The organism is Leptolyngbya sp. UWPOB_LEPTO1 (assembly GCF_017302695.1).
Lineage (GTDB): Bacteria > Cyanobacteriota > Cyanobacteriia > Leptolyngbyales > Leptolyngbyaceae > Leptolyngbya > Leptolyngbya boryana.
On sequence record NZ_JAFLCJ010000004.1, the window covers coordinates 78,666 to 94,611 of the forward strand.

Below are 15,946 nucleotides of genomic sequence, written 5' to 3' on the forward strand. Positions count from 1 at the left end.
TTTTCGATCGCTACCGCTTGAATCGATGACCGCAAAGCCGCAAAATCTTGTAAAGCTGACTACCTACATCCACACAGGAACTTAAACCCGAACATGCTTGAATCTTACCGCCAACACGTTGCAGAACGCGCCGCTTTAGGAATTCCGCCTTTACCCCTGAGTCCGCAACAAACATCGGAACTGTGCGAACTCCTGAAAACTCCGCCCGCAGGCGAAGAAGAATTTCTCCTCTCGCTGTTGCGCGATCGCGTTCCCCCCGGAGTCGATCAAGCCGCTTATGTCAAAGCTGGATTTTTAAGCGCGATCGCCAAAGGTGAAGCCGCTAGCCCGCTCATTTCCCCCAAAGATGCCGTCGAACTGCTTGGCACAATGATGGGCGGCTATAACGTGCACTCGCTGATCGACCTGCTCAAGTCTGACAATTCCGAAATCGCAGAAACCGCAACCGCAGCATTGAGCAAAACGCTGCTCGTGTATGATGCCTTCCACGATGTCCAAGAATTAGCGGAAAGTGGCAATGCTTATGCCCAACAAGTCATGAATGCTTGGGCAAATGCAGACTGGTTTACCAGCCGCGCTCCCTTGCCTGACTCGATTACAGTAACCGTTTTCAAAGTTCCAGGTGAGACCAATACCGATGATTTGTCTCCTGCAACTCACGCTACCACTCGCCCAGACATTCCACTCCATGCCTTGGCAATGCTGGAAACGCGGCAACCGGGATCGCTGGAAGTCATCGAAGATTTGAAGAAAAAAGGGCATCCCCTCGCGTATGTCGGCGATGTTGTCGGCACAGGATCATCGCGGAAATCAGCGATTAATTCCGTGTTGTGGCATATCGGGCAAGATATTCCCTTTGTACCGAATAAGCGATCGGGCGGATATGTTCTCGGCGGTAAGATTGCTCCGATTTTCTTCAATACAGCAGAAGATTCGGGTGCGTTACCGATCGAATGTGATGTCACCCAACTGAACACAGGCGATGTGATCACGATCTATCCCTACAAAGGCGAGATCACCAATGAATCGGGTGCAGTCATTTCAACTTTCGCACTTAAACCCGACACAATTCTGGATGAAGTGCGCGCAGGCGGTAGAATCCCTCTTCTGATCGGACGCACCTTAACTGATAAAACTCGCACAGCGTTAGGACTTACGCCGAGTGATTTATTCGTCCGTCCGCAAATGCCTGCTGACACCGGAAAAGGCTTTACCCTAGCTCAAAAAATGGTCGGAAAAGCCTGCGGTTTGCCCGGTGTTCGTCCTGGAACTTCTTGTGAACCGATCATGACCACCGTGGGATCGCAAGATACGACAGGCCCCATGACTCGCGATGAATTAAAAGAACTCGCTTGTCTCGGTTTCAGCGCGGATTTGGTCATGCAAAGTTTCTGTCACACTGCAGCTTATCCCAAGCCTGTCGATCTCAAAACTCATCACGAGCTTCCCGACTTCATCAATTCTCGCGGCGGGGTTTCTCTGCGTCCAGGAGATGGCATTATTCACTCTTGGCTAAACCGGATGCTGCTTCCTGACACGGTTGGAACCGGAGGCGATTCTCATACCCGTTTCCCACTCGGAATCTCATTCCCCGCCGGATCGGGTCTCGTCGCTTTTGCTGCTGCTTTGGGTGCAATGCCACTCGATATGCCGGAATCCGTATTGGTTCGCTTCAAAGGGAAATTGCAGCCTGGTGTAACCTTGCGCGATGTGGTGAATGCAATCCCTTATGTGGCAATGCAGCAAGGAAAGCTCACTGTTTCTAAAGAGAACAAAATCAATGTTTACTCTGGCAAGATTATCGAAATGGAAGGCTTGCCTGATTTGCAGCTAGAGCAAGCGTTTGAACTGACCGATGCAACGGCTGAACGATCGGCTGCCGGATGTACGATCGCGCTTTCGATCGAAACGGTTTCTGAATACCTGCGATCGAACGTCGCGCTACTGAAAAACATGGTGGCGCGTGGGTATGGCGATGCGCGTACCATTCTTCGCCGCGTTCGCAAGATGGAAGAATGGCTCGCAAATCCCCATCTCCTGCAAGCCGATGCGGATGCTGAATATGCAGACATCATCGAAGTCGATTTGGATCAACTCAAAGAACCGATCGTGGCGGCTCCTAACGATCCTGACAACATCAAACTCATGTCGGAATGTGCAGGCGATCCGATTCAAGAGGTCTTTATTGGCTCTTGTATGACGAATATCGGGCATTACCGCGCTGCTGCGAAAATTCTCGAAGGTGCAGGCGTTGCCAAAGCGAAGCTCTGGATTGCTCCTCCAACTCGGATGGATGAACAACAACTTCGAGCCGAAGGCATTTATGACATTTTCGTTGCGGCTGGAGCACGGACTGAAGTTCCAGGCTGTTCGCTCTGTATGGGGAACCAAGCGCGAGTCGATGACGGTGTAACCGTGTTTTCGACTTCCACTCGAAACTTCAACAACCGCATGGGCAAAGGCGCACAAGTCTATCTTGGCTCTGCTGAACTTGCGGCAGTCTGTGCGTTACTCGGTAAGATCCCGACGATTCAGGAATACATGGAAGTCGTCACGACGAAGATCGACCCGTTTGCGGCTGATCTGTATCAGTACTTAAACTTCGATCGCATTGCTGGCTTTGAAGATGAAGGTCGCGTCCTCTCGAAAGAGGAAGAAGCTAAATTGGTTTCTGCGATCGCATCTTAGATTCAGTCTGAATCGATACTGTTGAGTCATTTTGCTAGAGACGCGATCAGTCGTGTCTCTACAGTTTTTTATGATGAAAATTGCATTCTGGCTGATTCCAGCAGAACCCGATCGCACAATTTATCAGTCTCTTATTCAAGATTTCGCTGCTCGATACAACGCTCCAATCTTTGCGCCGCATGTCACACTGCATAGTTGCAAAGTTGAGACATTCAGCACTTTTCAAACTGATATCGATATTGTTCTAGAAGTCGATCAAATTTCATACTCGGATTCATTTACAAAATCATTATTTATTCAGTTCTTTTCAAATTCGCAATTAGATCAGCTTCACGAATCATTTCAGCAAAACTTTGAGTCGCCTTTCATCCTCAATCCACATCTCAGCCTGATTTATGCGAATTTACCAGAATCTGAAAAGCGATCGCTAATCCCCAAAATTCCTTTCAATCCATCGATTCGGTTTGATCAAATTCGTACGATCGAATTGCCTCCATCGATTCAAACCCGCGCCGATGTCGAAAAATTTAGACCCATTGATTAAACCCCGCAACGATCGTTACGGGGTTCGTGCTCGAGCAATTGAACGTCAATCGAATCAGAGACGTTCTCAAGAGAACGCCTCAACTGAATCTACACGCGGCGGCGTGCAGTGTCATCATCCACGATCGGGCGACCTTGAGTATTAACATCCAATTCTTCGCGACGAATTTCTTCTTCGCTGTTCACGATGTCTTGGTCTACCACTTTCTTCACGCGAACTTCTTCACGCACAAACGCTTCTTTTTGAATGTCTGGCGTTTCTTCATACACTTCCATGCGAGCTACTTCACCTTCATGAAATGCTGCTTCGCCCGGAACCGCTGAAGTATTCGTCGGGGTAACGCGCTCCACTACAACGCGCTCTTTCTCAAGCGGCACATCGACGCGAGCCGTTTCCGTCTCAATATGCTTGCCGACAGTCACTTCGCCTGCTTTCATCCGACGCTTGTTCGCAATCAGACGTTCTTCATACAACCGAATGCGATCGTCATGCTGATCCATGTTGTACAAGTCGCGATCCATATCGTAGCGATAGGAATCCCGGTCATAGGTTGCAGGAGTTGCACCCATCGACGAACCTGTGTAAGCTGTTCCTTCAGCTTCTAGAGCTGCCGAGCTTTCCAGCGGGCTAGAACCCATTGCGGTTGCCGTCGAACCCATCATCGATGCATCTGTTGTAGTTGTCCCTGCTGCTGTACCCAAACCTGCACCAGTTGCAGAATAATCACCCGATCGATAGACACCCCGAACCCGTTCTTCGTCGTTGTAATCGATCTTCATTTCATCGGTAAATTCAGGCAGTTGCTCAACTTGTTCCTTAGTCAAGCCGGGTGCATAAACGCGATGAGCATTGTAATCAATTTGCGCGCGTCCGATCGGAAGCAATACTTTCTTGCCAAAAATCCACGCACCAGTGCTAATGACAAGGTAGCGGAACTTTCCATCTTCATCAACTAGAGCATCATTCACCGAACCAATTTTGTCATCTCCACTATAGAGATCCAAATCTTTGATATCGTTGCCATCAAAGTGGTTCCGGTAATCTGGATCAAAGTCTTTAATTCTGTATAAAACCATTGTTGATATCTCCTTTCTGAACATGTTTTTTAGCTTAAGAGTTTCAATTTTTTCCTTCGTCCTTCTAATGACCGAACTGACTCTTCCTAATGAGTGAAATCGGCTAGAATGATATTTTTTGAAATTAGAAAATTTGCGTTATTTTTTGCTGAATTTGTAATGGAAGATCAAGCCTGGTTGAACTTACTTGAAAAAGAGCGATCGATTAGTATTATTCGCGCCCCAAATTTCCAAATGGGGCTACAAATGGCAAAAACTGCGATCTCAGGGGGAATGAGATTAATCGAAATTTCTTGGAATACAGATGCCTCGACTGAATTAGTTTCTCAATTGCGATCGATGTTTCCTGATTGCACAATTGGGGTTGGCACAATTCTCGCTCCATCTGATTTAAAGAATGCGATCGCCGCAGGGGCACAGTTCGCATTCATGCCTCATACAGACTTTGATTTAATTGCGATCGCCAAACGTCAAGAGATCCCGATTATTCCGGGTGCATTCACGCCGACTGAGATTATGACTGCTTGGAATGCAAAAGCGAGCTGTGTCAAAGTTTTTCCAATTCCCTCGGTCAATTATCTCAAAGCAGTGCGAGCGCCGCTCGGACATATTCCGATGATCCCCACAGGAGGCGTGACGATCGAGAATGCAAAATCTTTGATTCAAGCTGGTGCGATCGCGGTTGGGATCGGAGGAAACTTATTTCCAAAAATCGCGATCGAAACCGGAAAATGGGAGACGATTCAACAGCAAATTAAACTGCTACTGAAAGATTTACAATCTGAGAACGATTTAGGAATAAATTCATGCAACGAAAGTTAATTGCTCTAGTAATGATTGGGGTAATGAGTGCGATTTCTCAGCATGCAACAGCTCAAAATAAACCTACCCCCTCAGAGAATTTACCAAGAAACATTCGAGTAGATTGTAAGAATCAGCAAACGCAATTTGATATGAATTTTTGCGCGAATCAGCAAGCAAGAGCTGCCGATCGCAAACTCAATCAGGCGTATCAAAAATTAATCCGCAGCTACAAAGGAACCCGTCGCGAATCGCAATTGGTCGCAGCACAACAAGCCTGGATTAAGTTCCGAGATACAAATTGTACATTCACGAGTGCCGCGTATGAGGGTGGCTCAATTCAGCCGATGGTTTATTCCAATTGCATTGAGAAAATGACCAACGATCGAACTAAGCAACTCGAAGACTTTGCGAAGAATCGAGAAGGCGTATTCTAACGAGAGCTTGGGCACAAAAAAGAGGCATCACGATGAATGATGCCTTTTCTATTTCAAATCAATGGATTTTTAGGCGTTCGGCGATTCCATTTTGGCGAGTTCAGCAGGCTTCACAAAACCAAAATAAGCGGCTGCAATTCCAGTCAGCAAATTGAACCAAACATTGTTACCGTAAATGGGCATTAAACCAAACGTCGTATTCGTAATCGGCAAAATTCCGAGAATTGCGATCGCAATATAAGAAACTGCAAATCCTTGGTTAAACACTAACGAACCACTAAAACTCGTTGCGGCTGCAATCCCTAACAATCCAACGACAATATGAACCGCATTATGGACAAAATTGGTCGGAAAAATGCCAAAGAGATGTCCATATCCATCTGGTGAAATTAATCGCGGTACAACAGCACCCGTCACAGGTGCATCACCTGGAAGTGACATAAAACCTGGAACAAATCCAGCAATTCCAATGAACAAGAAAGTAATTCCAAGGATTAATGCACAAAGCCGTTGGGCATCAATCAATTTCTTAAACATCAAAGCAGAAGACTCTTGCATACTAAAACCTCAGTTATTAAAAACTTTCAGCAAAAATCAATTTGGCTAATCCTGAGTTTCTCAATCTTTTCAAGAAACCATGAGCCAGATTCATTTGCTGCCTACTTCTCTATTCAACTCGGCTTTAGCAATCAGAACTCTACCTAAAGGTGTTATCCCGTTGAATTATTTTGTTTGTCTTTTAGTGCAACATCAATCTAACCAACACTAAGCTGATTCACCCGGCGCATTCTCCGCTTCCTCCAGCTTCTGTCCAAGTTTCGGCTCTGTTCCAGCGATCAATCGCTCAATATTCGATCGATGTCGCCAAATCACATATCCGCCACCCGCGATCGCAAATAGCACATACGGCAATGGCTGAGCAAAGAGAATCATCGACACAATCACCGAAACTGCACCCAGAATCGAGCTAATCGACACAATCCTCGTGATGGCGATCGTTAACCCAAACACCCCAAGCGTTGCTAATCCCACCACCCAATTCATTGCCAGCAAAATCCCTAAACTGGTGGCAACTGACTTGCCCCCTGTGAATCCTAGCCAGATTGATTTGCTATGCCCAATTAAAGCTGCCAGACCTGCCAACGTCACCATCACAGGCTGCCAAAGATTAAAATCTAACCCCACAATCTTCGAGAAGTAGAGCCAACCCGGAAGCGTAGTAAACGCATAGTTCACGGCTGCAATCGCTAATGCGCCTTTGGCAACATCAACAGCCAACACCACGATCGCGGGAACTTTCCCAAGCGTGCGGAGCACATTCGTTGCGCCTGTTGAGCCTGAGCCTTCCTGCCGAATATCAATGCCTTTTAGTAAGCGTCCAGCCAGATAGCCGGTCGGAATCGAGCCTAAGAGGTAGGCAACAATCAGCAGCAAAGCATTGTTAATAAACCAGGGAAGCATAGGTAATGAGACCAGTAGAATAATGACAGACTGCGCTTCGACTCCCCAAACGCCCGTCTTTCGGTTTTGCTCAACATCCAAAATTGAGATCCTACGTGGGTTGAGCGGAGCCAAAGCTCAAACCCCACGATCGCTTAGAAATAAGATTGCTGTTGAATCATTTGTTGAGGACTCGGTGCAAACGCAAGCAGCAGCGGAAACTGCAACAAGGCAAGACTAATATTTTCTTCTGTTTCATCTACCACGATCAGCGGCAAAAAGCCATCCTTCTCTAACCGTTCTGCTTTTAGCGCCAACTGTTCTGGAGCTTCAAACAAAGTAATGCCGCGATCGCTGCCAAAATCGCTGCGGGTCACTCCCAAACAATCCTGCAATCCGCGTCGCCATTCTCCCAACCGTTCCGGCGAGTTTGCCAAAATCAACGTTCTCACACGATCGCGATGGAGCTTATACAAAATCGAAATTGTCGCCGACGCGATCAAAATATTCTGCAAGCGCGATCCCATCGTTCGCACCGCCCCCCGTCCGCCTTGATCAAAAAACCACGTGGAGACTCGCTCTGCATGAACTGGCTCAAACGTCCGACGTAACTTCCACACCGGACCGTAATAATCGGGCTGATTGCGAAACTGATCAATCACGTTGCGAATCTCACGTGCTTGATCTTGAAACTTCGATTCCGCAAACTTCGGAGCCGCGATCGCACTCGGTTCTTCGACCACAGGTTGAGTCGGTGCAACCACCTGAGGTTCTTGAAATTTCGGTAACTCCAACCGCTCAGCAGCGATCGCCAAATCCTGCAAACTTCCGACCAAATAATCCTTAAAACTCTGCACCCGAATTGCGATTTCCTGAGATGTTCCAGCGAAACTGGTTTTCATCTCATTGCGAATCCGTTCTTGTCGGCGTTCGAGTTGTTCGATCGACAATTGCAAAGCCTGTCTGCGTTGCTCCAACTCCGATAAATTCTGCTGAACCACCTGAGCAAGACTATTTTGCGTCGCAACTACCTGAGCTTGAAGCTGATCACGAGTCGTCGTGAGATCCGCGATCTCCTGCTGGATCGCTTGTTCGCGCTGTATCAGATCAGCAATCCGCTCCCGCTCAGGCAGCTTCAACTCAGGCAACACTGCTCCCGTCTCATCCGAGGAGGCATTCTCATCTGCAATTGGCAACTCATCAGAATTCATAAATTACACTCAACAAAAATCAGGCTTTGGGAAAATGCTGCTCTAGACAGATCCGTAACATTTTAGGGTCAAAAATGATCGGCAGAAAATGAATACTTTTAACTTCTCTAAAGTAGAAGAGAATCGGTACAGGCGACCAGAAGATTTCCCAGTTTTGCCATTCCCGATACGGAAAGCGCCGAATCAACGTTTCCCCTCGATAGACATCTAAATCTGTCGGCGTAAACTTCAGCCGCAGCAGAACCGTCTGAATCAGCAAAAATACTCCAAATAGCGCAATCCCTGCACTGACCCAGATTTGGATCAAGACTAACGGGATGGCAGCCCCAATTAAAACGATCGGAATCACATAGCTCGGAGCAAGTTCTACAGTTTGATCAGCAGTGTCGATCGCGGCAGGGTTCGTCATGGCAATTCTTCAGGTCAAATTTCTCTACCATCTTACGATCGCAGCGACCCACCGACCCAAATCCTGACGGTCTAAGGTACGATCGGGCTTAAAGTCTAACTACAAAGGGTTTGCTACATGTTTCTGACCGAACTTTCACCGCTCGTCCAAGAGTTTACCCAACAGCCGCTCGCCTTCATGGGGGGACTGTTTACCGGATTCCTCAAATTGAGCCTGACCGAAGAACCCGTCCGAAGCTGGCTCAATCAACAAACAGGTTCAACCACCTACACGACAAACGGACATAGCCCCAACGGGAACGCCCCGAAATCAATCACGATCGAATAGTTCACCTCAGCTTAGGCAATTCTCAATTGAGAATTGCCAGCTCAATTGCTTGTACTTCTAAGTAATAGAAGAAAACAGACGTTCTATCAATCGAAAGTAAACAGATTTCTAAATCTAATTAATAGAATTTCAGGATTCCATAATATCTATAAAAAGAACCAAGTAAAGTCTACAAAAGGGTAGAGCTGAGAGTCTAGATGTCCTATATTTTTCATGGTAGAATTCAATTTATAAGGGTGCATGATCTGTAGCATCAAAACAGATTTAGTTCTGAGTCTTAATAGATTTCTAGCTCATGGTTTTCATCCAGCGATGGTTGGAGTTCTTGTATGAAACTAACAAAATTATCTCGCCCCCAAATGTTTTTCTGTGCAGGGTTACTAAGCCTTGCAGTGCCCGCAGTTGCTCAAGCATCTCCCTTCACGAGCAATTCAGATCAAACCATCTATACGATCGCTCAAGCCTCCGCTGGCACATTTCAAACGCATAAAAGTCCATTAGGATTTCGATTTGATTTTCCAACTACTTACAACTTGGATACTTCTCAAGAATCGAAAGGAACAATCGTACTTCGGAGTACGGTAGAAGCTCCCACAGCAGTCGGAAGTGATGAACCTGCACCTGTCGATAGTAATGTGCAATCTCAATCTTCCCCAGGAGACAAAATTATCGTCGCCGAATTCTCTAATCCTAAACGTTTATCTGCACAGCAGTGGGCAGAACAAAACCGAGATAAATCCTTTTTTGATGGGCGACAAAGTGACTATCGAGCTTACAGTTTCGCGGGTCAGCCTGCAATTTCCTACTCCTGGTGTGGCACCAATAACTGCGGAGATAGCGTAATTGTGCCAAGCCGCGATCGCACAAAAGTATTCGTTCTCAGTGCGCTCTATGAATATCCCGGCAATGCTGTACGCTGGGACTTCAAAAATATGATCGGACGATTCCGCCTGACTCAATAGCTTGCGTGTTCCTTCAAACTCATAGAGACGAGTCGGCGACCCGTCTCTATCAGCGTGTTGAATTTACTGAATCCCTAGCTCGCTAGACGGTAGAAGTCTCACAACCGAATTGTTTCTCCGACCTTCATCACCTGCAATCGACTGCCCACTCTTTGCTGCTTCAATTCTGCGGCAAAAGCAGCAGGTGTCCCAGTCAAAGCCGGAAATGTACCGAAATGCATTGGAATCACTCGATCGGGTTTGACATAGCCGACGGCTGTTGCAGCTCGTTGCGGTCCCATTGTGAACCGATCTCCAATACACGCCAACATCAGCGTCACTTTGCGAAACCGCGGAATCAACGCCATATCCGCAAAGACATCCGTATCACCCGTGTGATAAATCGTAGGACCATTTTGTACAGTCACCAAAAAGCCCCCTGGATTTCCTGCATACTTTGCGGGACTGCCATCAGAAGCGATCACCGAACTGTGAATCGCGGGAATAAAGGCAACCTTGACCTCATTATTCAGCAATGAGATTTCGCCGCCAAAATTTCCTTGAGTGTCCAAGGTCACGAGATTTTTTGGATAGCCTGATTCGACTAATGCCTGTCCTAAATCGGCAGTACTGACGAGAGGAGCATTCGTCTTTTTCGCGATCGTCATTGCATCGCCGACGTGATCGAAATGTCCATGCGTCACTAAAATCAAATCGGCACGATTCAGAGTCGCTAAGTCAGTCTTGCCGTTGGGATTCACGGGATTCGTAATCCAAGGATCAATCAAAATGACTTTTCCAGTCGGCGTTGTCAGCTTAAACGCGGATTGTCCATACCAGTGCAATTGGGTTTGTGCGGCTGTAGGGGCACTCCATCCCTGAACAATTGTGCAGAGAATCAGAATTGCAGTCAAACTCACCGGAGCAAGCCATTTTAGAAATCGTTTGAAGTTCATAACTGAAAAGATTGCGTCAAAATACGGAGCGCGCCTATCGATGAATCATGAGGAGTTGCGCGCTGAATCTCCGACGCTATTATGCTGGCTGAATTTGCGCGATCGCATATTGACCCCATAATTTCTTAATCAATTCTCTGGCGATTTTTCCGATAAATTTGCCAAACTTTACGGTTGACAAAAGAACAAGATCTTTGAGCATTTCATCGAACAAGATATAATTAGACTCATCACCCCCTGAAACGTCATGTCTGCGATCTGAAGTTGGTAACTGTGCAGTTTGCGGAGTTGAGGAATGAATCGAATGATCGAAAAGTGGTTAACGATCGCTGCACTTGCAGGATGGGTCGCATCGATCGCAGGCTTAGTCGGATTGGCAATTCGAGCAACGGATCCACCAGCAGTGTCCCGTGCTGCTCAGTCAGCGAATGTAAGAGTTCAGAAGGCAGATAGACTTCTATTCGCTTCACCGCGATCTCAGTCTAATTCTGTTGCAGCAACCGTCCCCGTCGATACCTCAAAAGGATATTGGCAGCACTCATTGAAACCGCGATCGCAACCTCAATCGTTGGTCAATAAATAACTTCTCGCCCTTCAGATCCTTCCTAACGCACATTTTTTTCTGGTGCGCAAGCAATCTAAGTTGAGTTAGTGCCGATTGATCGTTCCCCATAAAAACTGCTCAACATCAGGAACAATCTAATCAATGCTTCGCCCGCGAACCGTCTGCGATCGTCGGGGAGCCGCAACGGGTGCAAGCTCAATCTTACGTTCCTGAAGCCGATGCCCTTCAAAATGCTTCTGCCAGAGTTCTGGTGCATTCAACGTCTCACCGCCATGCTTCGTCAAACGCTGCCGCACCTTACATAGCACTGGCGTATTCACGCAAGCCCCAGAAATAATGATCTGTCCCTTGGTCAAAGCAGGCAGTTCTTTCAGCAAATCCCGTCCTGCTGCTTCAACTCCATACTTTAGACTCTCTTGATCCACCGGATTCACAATGCGCATCAAAAACTGACTCATACATTGAGACAGGACATCCGCATCTAACTTACCTGGACGTTGCGTAATTAATCCCATTCCTAAGCCAAACTTCCGCCCTTCGCTCAAAATTGTCCGAATCACTGACTTACAGCGAGAGGGTTCATGAGCAGGGGCAAAACGATGCGCCTCTTCAACCAGAATAAACACGGGGTAGGGCAAGTAATTCTCATCTTGCGGTGAAATGAGTTCTTTCTGAGTACTCATCCGTGCATGATTGACTTGCCGCAGCACTGCCGCACAAATCACTTGCTGTTCTTCTTGACTGATTTCGTTCATTTGCAGGACGGTCACTTGTCCCGGTTCAAATAGTTCTTTTGGGCTAACCGTGTGTTCCACATTATGAAAATAGTCCGATCGCTCAATCTTCTCCAATTTCCATTCCAAAGCTGGAGCAGATGATCCCGTCTTTTCATTGCCATCGTCATCGACCTGCACATCGGCTTCTCGAACGGCTGCGATTAGATCTTGAATACCCCAACGATAATCTCCTTTGCGATGTCGCTGCAAAATCCGAAAGGCTTTGCTCAACATAGCTTGTTGACGATCGCTCATTTCCGGCAGTAATGCCAAAATATCGTAGTAATCTAGCGAAGACACTCGAATCCTCACTTCTTCCGGTGTCATCACTTTCACTTTGGGAGCATAGCCATCTGCTGATTTAAATGCTGGATGCCCCCGCATATCTGTCAGCGTTCCATACTCTCCATGCGGATCAAAAATTAAAACCGCCGCTCGATTGTGGGGAAGGAGCAACTCTTCTACCAGAACTCCAGCCGTATAGGATTTCCCTGAGCCAGTTCCCGCCAGAATCGCCATATGGGTACTAACTAATTCTTTGACATCTAATGCGATCGGCACAGATCCGACTTCTCTCAACAAAAGTGAGCCAATATGAGCTGATCCCACCGACTGAGGCTGACGACGATTTAAGATCTCCCTGAGCATCTCGTCACTTGCCAACACTACTTTTGCGCCTGGATCTGGACTTTTTCGCGGATTCATAAATCCCAGCGACGGATCGAAATAACCGATCACATCCACTGCAACTTCATAGATCTCCGGATGCTCGTACGTAAATCCGACAAGAGCCGCGATCGCTTCTGGACTAATCTCAGTGTCCGCAAAAATGCGATCAGGTAAGTGATCAATGAGTCTTCGATCCGAGATCTTACCGAGGATTTTACGGAGAAGCCCAGCTTCATAAACTTCATAATAGACATACTCGCCAATTCGCACATGGCGGTTATCAGACGTAATGAAAACATACTGATTGCCGTTTTCACCCGGTCCCTTTACCGTACCGACAACGCTGATTGGATTGGCAGTTCCAGGCTCTAAATTCATAAGATCCAAGGCGAATTATCGTGGAATAGAGAGGCAGTGCAAGCTTCGTTCAAGTGTACTATGTCTAAGAAAAAAAGGTGTGAAATCCTTTGAATTGCTTTATGGAGCGCAACTTCACATCGTCTTCATGTGGAAATGCATAAATTTTTGAGAATTTAGTCAATCAAGAACAGCAATCGAGGGAAATTACGGATACTTTCAAAGCGTTAAGACGCTAATCTGAAAGCGATGGTCTAGCGAAATGCAAGATAGGTACAATCTTACCTAGTTTATTTTTCGTATACAGAGCCATGCGCTTCCCGTAACGGATTCCGAAAGAGATTTGTGATGGGAGATTCCTGAAAAAGTAATGCAACGATAGGCATGTAGCAGGATGCAAGCAAAAGTTTCGCGATCGAGACCGACAGAATCTCAGGAAGTTGTGGGGCGAGTCATGGATGTTGTCAACACTACAAGAGAAGAAGCCCTTCGGATCGAAACTGATCGACTAACTTCTTTGTCTACCCATCCGGTTGAAACTGTGCCGCATTCCAGCCCTCTCGTTTCTAGTTTGGCAAGTGTCGGACGCAAGATTACTACAGCTCTCGCTCACGCCACTCAGAGCGAAACAGTCCTTGTGGAAATTGCAGCGTTGCTAGGAGAAGCTTATGGGGTTCAAGCTTGTATCATTTCAAATCCGGGTGAACCTTATTCCAAGTCATTGACTGCTTGGTTTGCCAAGACGCACCTTAGCGCCAGCCAACAGGGCGAAATTCTGGCAAACTATGGCATGATTCAGGCTGCGACGCTGGAACGTTCCAGCTTATTTGTCTCCGATTTGAACCTCAGCGAAATTAACAGCATATCGAAAGCGCTGCCAATTCGAGGCGTACTCAGCTTACCAACTCAATTTCAGGGACACATCAACGGTGTGATCAGCTTGCTGACAGCACAGGCGCATCGCTGGTCAGACTTGGAAATCGAAACGTTGACTCAAGTTGTTGATCACATTGCGATTGCACTCACCCAACTCACCCTTCAGCGCAAAGTCGCAAAACAGTCGCAATCGCAAGCGCTATTGCGAGAAGTCTCGATCGCGATTCAGAACTCAGTCGATGTGCCTCAAATCCAAGTCATGGTACTAGAGGGACTAGCTCGTACCCTTGAAATCGATCGAGCCTTTGTCCTGCGCACCAAGTTTTGGGATCCACGGCATAGCTTGCGGGCAAAGAGCGATCGAGTTCCGAAAGCGCGCGTGATGATTGACAGCGAGTGGAACCGTGACCCAATTGAGGTCGATGAGTCAGAAACGCCGCTCAGCCAGTCTTTCTGGATTACAGACTGCGCGGTTTGCCAGAGTGCGTTTCTGAGTCCAGCTAAATTCTTTGCCTTCAGCAATTCAGGTAAGTTTCCCAGTAACCTAGAAACTGCGCCAATTTTTGATGCTGAGAAAATGCCTGCACTGTTACTAGTTCCTTTAGAAAGCAAGAATCGCCTCTTAGGATTTATCGCTCTTCAACAAAAAGAACCCCGCGCCTGGCAACCCGAAGAAGTCGAACTCGTCGAACTTGTCAGCGCTCAAATCAGCACTGCAATTATTCAAACCGAAACGCTGCGACAAGTTGAATCTCTTGTTGAGGAAAGAACAGCGCAACTTCAGCAAAGTCTAGAACTGCAAGCCAAACTCTACGAGATCACCCGCAAACAAATCGAGAAACTGCGGGAAATGAATCAGCGAATGGATGAGTTTCTCAGCACACTTAGCCATGAACTGCGCACGCCGCTCACAAGCATGATGTTAGCCATTCGGATGTTGCAGCAAGCAAATCTTTCTCCTGATCGCCGTCAGCAATATCTCAACATCTTGGAGCAGCAATGTGCTCAAGAAACGAATCTGATTAACGATCTACTTGCCCTTCAAGAGTTAGAAACGAAACAAGTTGCGTTCCAGCTTCAACAAGTGGATGTGAAGGAATTGATGGCTGACTTATCGAATTCCTTTAACCAGCGGTGGTCATCGAAGGGCTTAACGCTCGAACTTGAACTTCCAAAACGCTTGCCCCTTCTCAATACTGATTTAACTAGCTTCAATCGAATCTTGCTAGAACTGCTAACTAATGCGGGTAAATATGCTGATCCGAATAGCATGGTTTACTTACAGGTGATGCCTCAGCCTGGACAGCAAATGAAATTCTCAATCTCAAACATTGGATCAGCGATTTCCGAGGAAGAATTACCCCATATCTTTGATAAGTTCCGGCGTTGCCAAGGAATGACGCAAAATGCAGTTCCTGGAACTGGACTCGGTTTGGCACTGGTTAAAAGTTTAGTTCAGCATCTCAATGGCACGATCGAGGCAACGAGTACGGAGATGGAAGGAACTCAGTCTTATGAGACTTGCTTTACGATAACCTTACCGCAGAACTTGGAAATCGTAGAGGTTTGAGTCAGGAGAACTCCATCAGAAACTCAATTAGATCTGTGATGTCATTTAGGTTTTGACTTTGCCTAACTGATAGAAAAACTGAAATTGTGTGTTGATCTGAGCCAATATGTATAGGCGATTCAATCCTAATGATCTCGCTCTTGGTTCAAAATTTGAGCGGTTGTAGGAAGAAGCCAGCAATTTTCGATCGCTCCGTACGGCTACGTTTCTCGACGGGTATGCTAAGTTTGGCACTCCGCAAGAAATGCAATGAATGACGAACCAAGAGGGATTTTGTCAAGATTTCTAGCAGTGTCGAATTTT

15 protein-coding genes are annotated in these 15,946 nt (G+C 46.8%); 8 read left to right on the plus strand and 7 right to left on the minus strand.

From position 1 onward, the window contains the following. Positions 1–93 precede the first annotated feature (93 nt). Both acnB and J0L70_RS07885 read left to right on the plus strand, forming a co-directional pair. Positions 94–2,688, plus strand: coding sequence for a bifunctional aconitate hydratase 2/2-methylisocitrate dehydratase (gene acnB / locus J0L70_RS07880; RefSeq protein WP_287453952.1), 2,595 nt, complete (start codon positions 94–96; stop codon positions 2,686–2,688). 70 nt (positions 2,689–2,758) lie between these two features. Further along, entirely contained in the window at positions 2,759–3,232 is a 474-nt protein-coding gene (locus tag J0L70_RS07885; RefSeq protein ID WP_287453953.1) for a hypothetical protein, read from the plus strand. Between the two features lie 89 nt (positions 3,233–3,321). On the opposite strand, the gene J0L70_RS07890 is transcribed toward J0L70_RS07885, so the two are convergent. Beyond that, positions 3,322–4,308 carry a DUF2382 domain-containing protein gene (locus J0L70_RS07890; RefSeq protein ID WP_017289833.1) on the minus strand — a complete coding sequence of 329 codons (987 nt, stop codon included), beginning with the start codon at positions 4,306–4,308 and terminating at the stop codon, positions 3,322–3,324. A gap of 159 nt (positions 4,309–4,467) precedes the next feature. Here J0L70_RS07890 and J0L70_RS07895 point away from each other — a divergent pair, with 159 nt between their 5' ends. Then, positions 4,468–5,130: a bifunctional 4-hydroxy-2-oxoglutarate aldolase/2-dehydro-3-deoxy-phosphogluconate aldolase gene (locus J0L70_RS07895; RefSeq protein ID WP_287453955.1), complete on the plus strand. Its 663-nt coding sequence runs from the start codon at positions 4,468–4,470 to the stop codon at positions 5,128–5,130. Next, positions 5,115–5,546, plus strand: a complete 432-nt coding sequence (locus J0L70_RS07900) for a lysozyme inhibitor LprI family protein (RefSeq protein ID WP_287453956.1) — start codon at positions 5,115–5,117, stop codon at positions 5,544–5,546. The genes J0L70_RS07895 and J0L70_RS07900 overlap by 16 nt, the downstream gene beginning before the upstream one ends. Positions 5,547–5,615: 69 nt before the next feature. Here the strand turns inward: J0L70_RS07900 and J0L70_RS07905 are convergent, their stop codons facing one another. The 4 genes from J0L70_RS07905 to J0L70_RS07920 form a co-directional block, all read right to left on the minus strand. Beyond that, positions 5,616–6,104, minus strand: a complete 489-nt coding sequence (locus J0L70_RS07905; RefSeq protein ID WP_017289836.1) for a DUF4383 domain-containing protein — start codon at positions 6,102–6,104, stop codon at positions 5,616–5,618. Between the two features lie 207 nt (positions 6,105–6,311). Beyond that, a complete protein-coding gene (gene plsY, locus J0L70_RS07910; RefSeq protein ID WP_287453959.1) occupies positions 6,312–7,088 on the minus strand; it encodes a glycerol-3-phosphate 1-O-acyltransferase PlsY in 777 nt (258 codons plus the stop codon). 53 nt (positions 7,089–7,141) lie between these two features. Beyond that, the gene (locus J0L70_RS07915; RefSeq protein ID WP_190652792.1) at positions 7,142–8,197 is read right to left on the minus strand and encodes a DUF3086 domain-containing protein; all 1,056 of its coding nucleotides are present in this window, start codon (positions 8,195–8,197) and stop codon (positions 7,142–7,144) included. A gap of 19 nt (positions 8,198–8,216) precedes the next feature. Beyond that, positions 8,217–8,606: a DUF3119 family protein gene (locus J0L70_RS07920; RefSeq protein WP_017289839.1), complete on the minus strand. Its 390-nt coding sequence runs from the start codon at positions 8,604–8,606 to the stop codon at positions 8,217–8,219. 117 nt (positions 8,607–8,723) lie between these two features. On the opposite strand from J0L70_RS07920, the gene J0L70_RS07925 reads away from it, so the two are divergent. Further along, a complete protein-coding gene (locus J0L70_RS07925) occupies positions 8,724–8,933 on the plus strand; it encodes a ssl0294 family protein (RefSeq protein ID WP_017289840.1) in 210 nt (69 codons plus the stop codon). A gap of 329 nt (positions 8,934–9,262) precedes the next feature. Beyond that, positions 9,263–9,895 carry a hypothetical protein gene (locus J0L70_RS07930; RefSeq protein ID WP_017289841.1) on the plus strand — a complete coding sequence of 211 codons (633 nt, stop codon included), beginning with the start codon at positions 9,263–9,265 and terminating at the stop codon, positions 9,893–9,895. A 98-nt stretch (positions 9,896–9,993) separates the two neighbouring features. Here J0L70_RS07930 and J0L70_RS07935 read toward each other — a convergent pair whose 3' ends face one another. Continuing rightward, a complete protein-coding gene (locus J0L70_RS07935; protein WP_017289842.1) occupies positions 9,994–10,830 on the minus strand; it encodes a metal-dependent hydrolase in 837 nt (278 codons plus the stop codon). 295 nt (positions 10,831–11,125) lie between these two features. On the opposite strand from J0L70_RS07935, the gene J0L70_RS07940 reads away from it, so the two are divergent. Beyond that, the gene (locus J0L70_RS07940) at positions 11,126–11,413 is read left to right on the plus strand and encodes a hypothetical protein (RefSeq protein WP_017289844.1); all 288 of its coding nucleotides are present in this window, start codon (positions 11,126–11,128) and stop codon (positions 11,411–11,413) included. Between the two features lie 116 nt (positions 11,414–11,529). On the opposite strand, the gene J0L70_RS07945 is transcribed toward J0L70_RS07940, so the two are convergent. Continuing rightward, a complete protein-coding gene (locus J0L70_RS07945) occupies positions 11,530–13,218 on the minus strand; it encodes an ATP-binding protein (RefSeq protein ID WP_190652794.1) in 1,689 nt (562 codons plus the stop codon). 373 nt (positions 13,219–13,591) lie between these two features. Between J0L70_RS07945 and J0L70_RS07950 the strand changes: the two genes are divergently transcribed. After that, positions 13,592–15,643: a sensor histidine kinase gene (locus J0L70_RS07950; protein ID WP_268181330.1), complete on the plus strand. Its 2,052-nt coding sequence runs from the start codon at positions 13,592–13,594 to the stop codon at positions 15,641–15,643. Positions 15,644–15,946: the final 303 nt, after the last annotated feature.

What these genes read in the sequence shown, in the direction of transcription:
- acnB (WP_287453952.1), top strand. Translation starts at nt 94, where the DNA reads ATGCTTGAATCTTACCGCCAACACGTTGCAGAACGCGCCGCTTTAGGA.
- J0L70_RS07885 (WP_287453953.1), top strand. Translation starts at nt 2,759, where the DNA reads ATGATGAAAATTGCATTCTGGCTGATTCCAGCAGAACCCGATCGCACA.
- J0L70_RS07940 (WP_017289844.1), top strand. Translation starts at nt 11,126, where the DNA reads ATGAATCGAATGATCGAAAAGTGGTTAACGATCGCTGCACTTGCAGGA.
- J0L70_RS07900 (WP_287453956.1), top strand. Translation starts at nt 5,115, where the DNA reads ATGCAACGAAAGTTAATTGCTCTAGTAATGATTGGGGTAATGAGTGCG.
- J0L70_RS07920 (WP_017289839.1), bottom strand. Translation starts at nt 8,606, where the DNA reads ATGACGAACCCTGCCGCGATCGACACTGCTGATCAAACTGTAGAACTT.
- J0L70_RS07915 (WP_190652792.1), bottom strand. Translation starts at nt 8,197, where the DNA reads ATGAATTCTGATGAGTTGCCAATTGCAGATGAGAATGCCTCCTCGGAT.
- J0L70_RS07895 (WP_287453955.1), top strand. Translation starts at nt 4,468, where the DNA reads ATGGAAGATCAAGCCTGGTTGAACTTACTTGAAAAAGAGCGATCGATT.
- J0L70_RS07925 (WP_017289840.1), top strand. Translation starts at nt 8,724, where the DNA reads ATGTTTCTGACCGAACTTTCACCGCTCGTCCAAGAGTTTACCCAACAG.
- J0L70_RS07905 (WP_017289836.1), bottom strand. Translation starts at nt 6,104, where the DNA reads ATGCAAGAGTCTTCTGCTTTGATGTTTAAGAAATTGATTGATGCCCAA.
- J0L70_RS07950 (WP_268181330.1), top strand. Translation starts at nt 13,592, where the DNA reads ATGCAAGCAAAAGTTTCGCGATCGAGACCGACAGAATCTCAGGAAGTT.
- J0L70_RS07890 (WP_017289833.1), bottom strand. Translation starts at nt 4,308, where the DNA reads ATGGTTTTATACAGAATTAAAGACTTTGATCCAGATTACCGGAACCAC.
- J0L70_RS07935 (WP_017289842.1), bottom strand. Translation starts at nt 10,830, where the DNA reads ATGAACTTCAAACGATTTCTAAAATGGCTTGCTCCGGTGAGTTTGACT.
- J0L70_RS07930 (WP_017289841.1), top strand. Translation starts at nt 9,263, where the DNA reads ATGAAACTAACAAAATTATCTCGCCCCCAAATGTTTTTCTGTGCAGGG.
- J0L70_RS07945 (WP_190652794.1), bottom strand. Translation starts at nt 13,218, where the DNA reads ATGAATTTAGAGCCTGGAACTGCCAATCCAATCAGCGTTGTCGGTACG.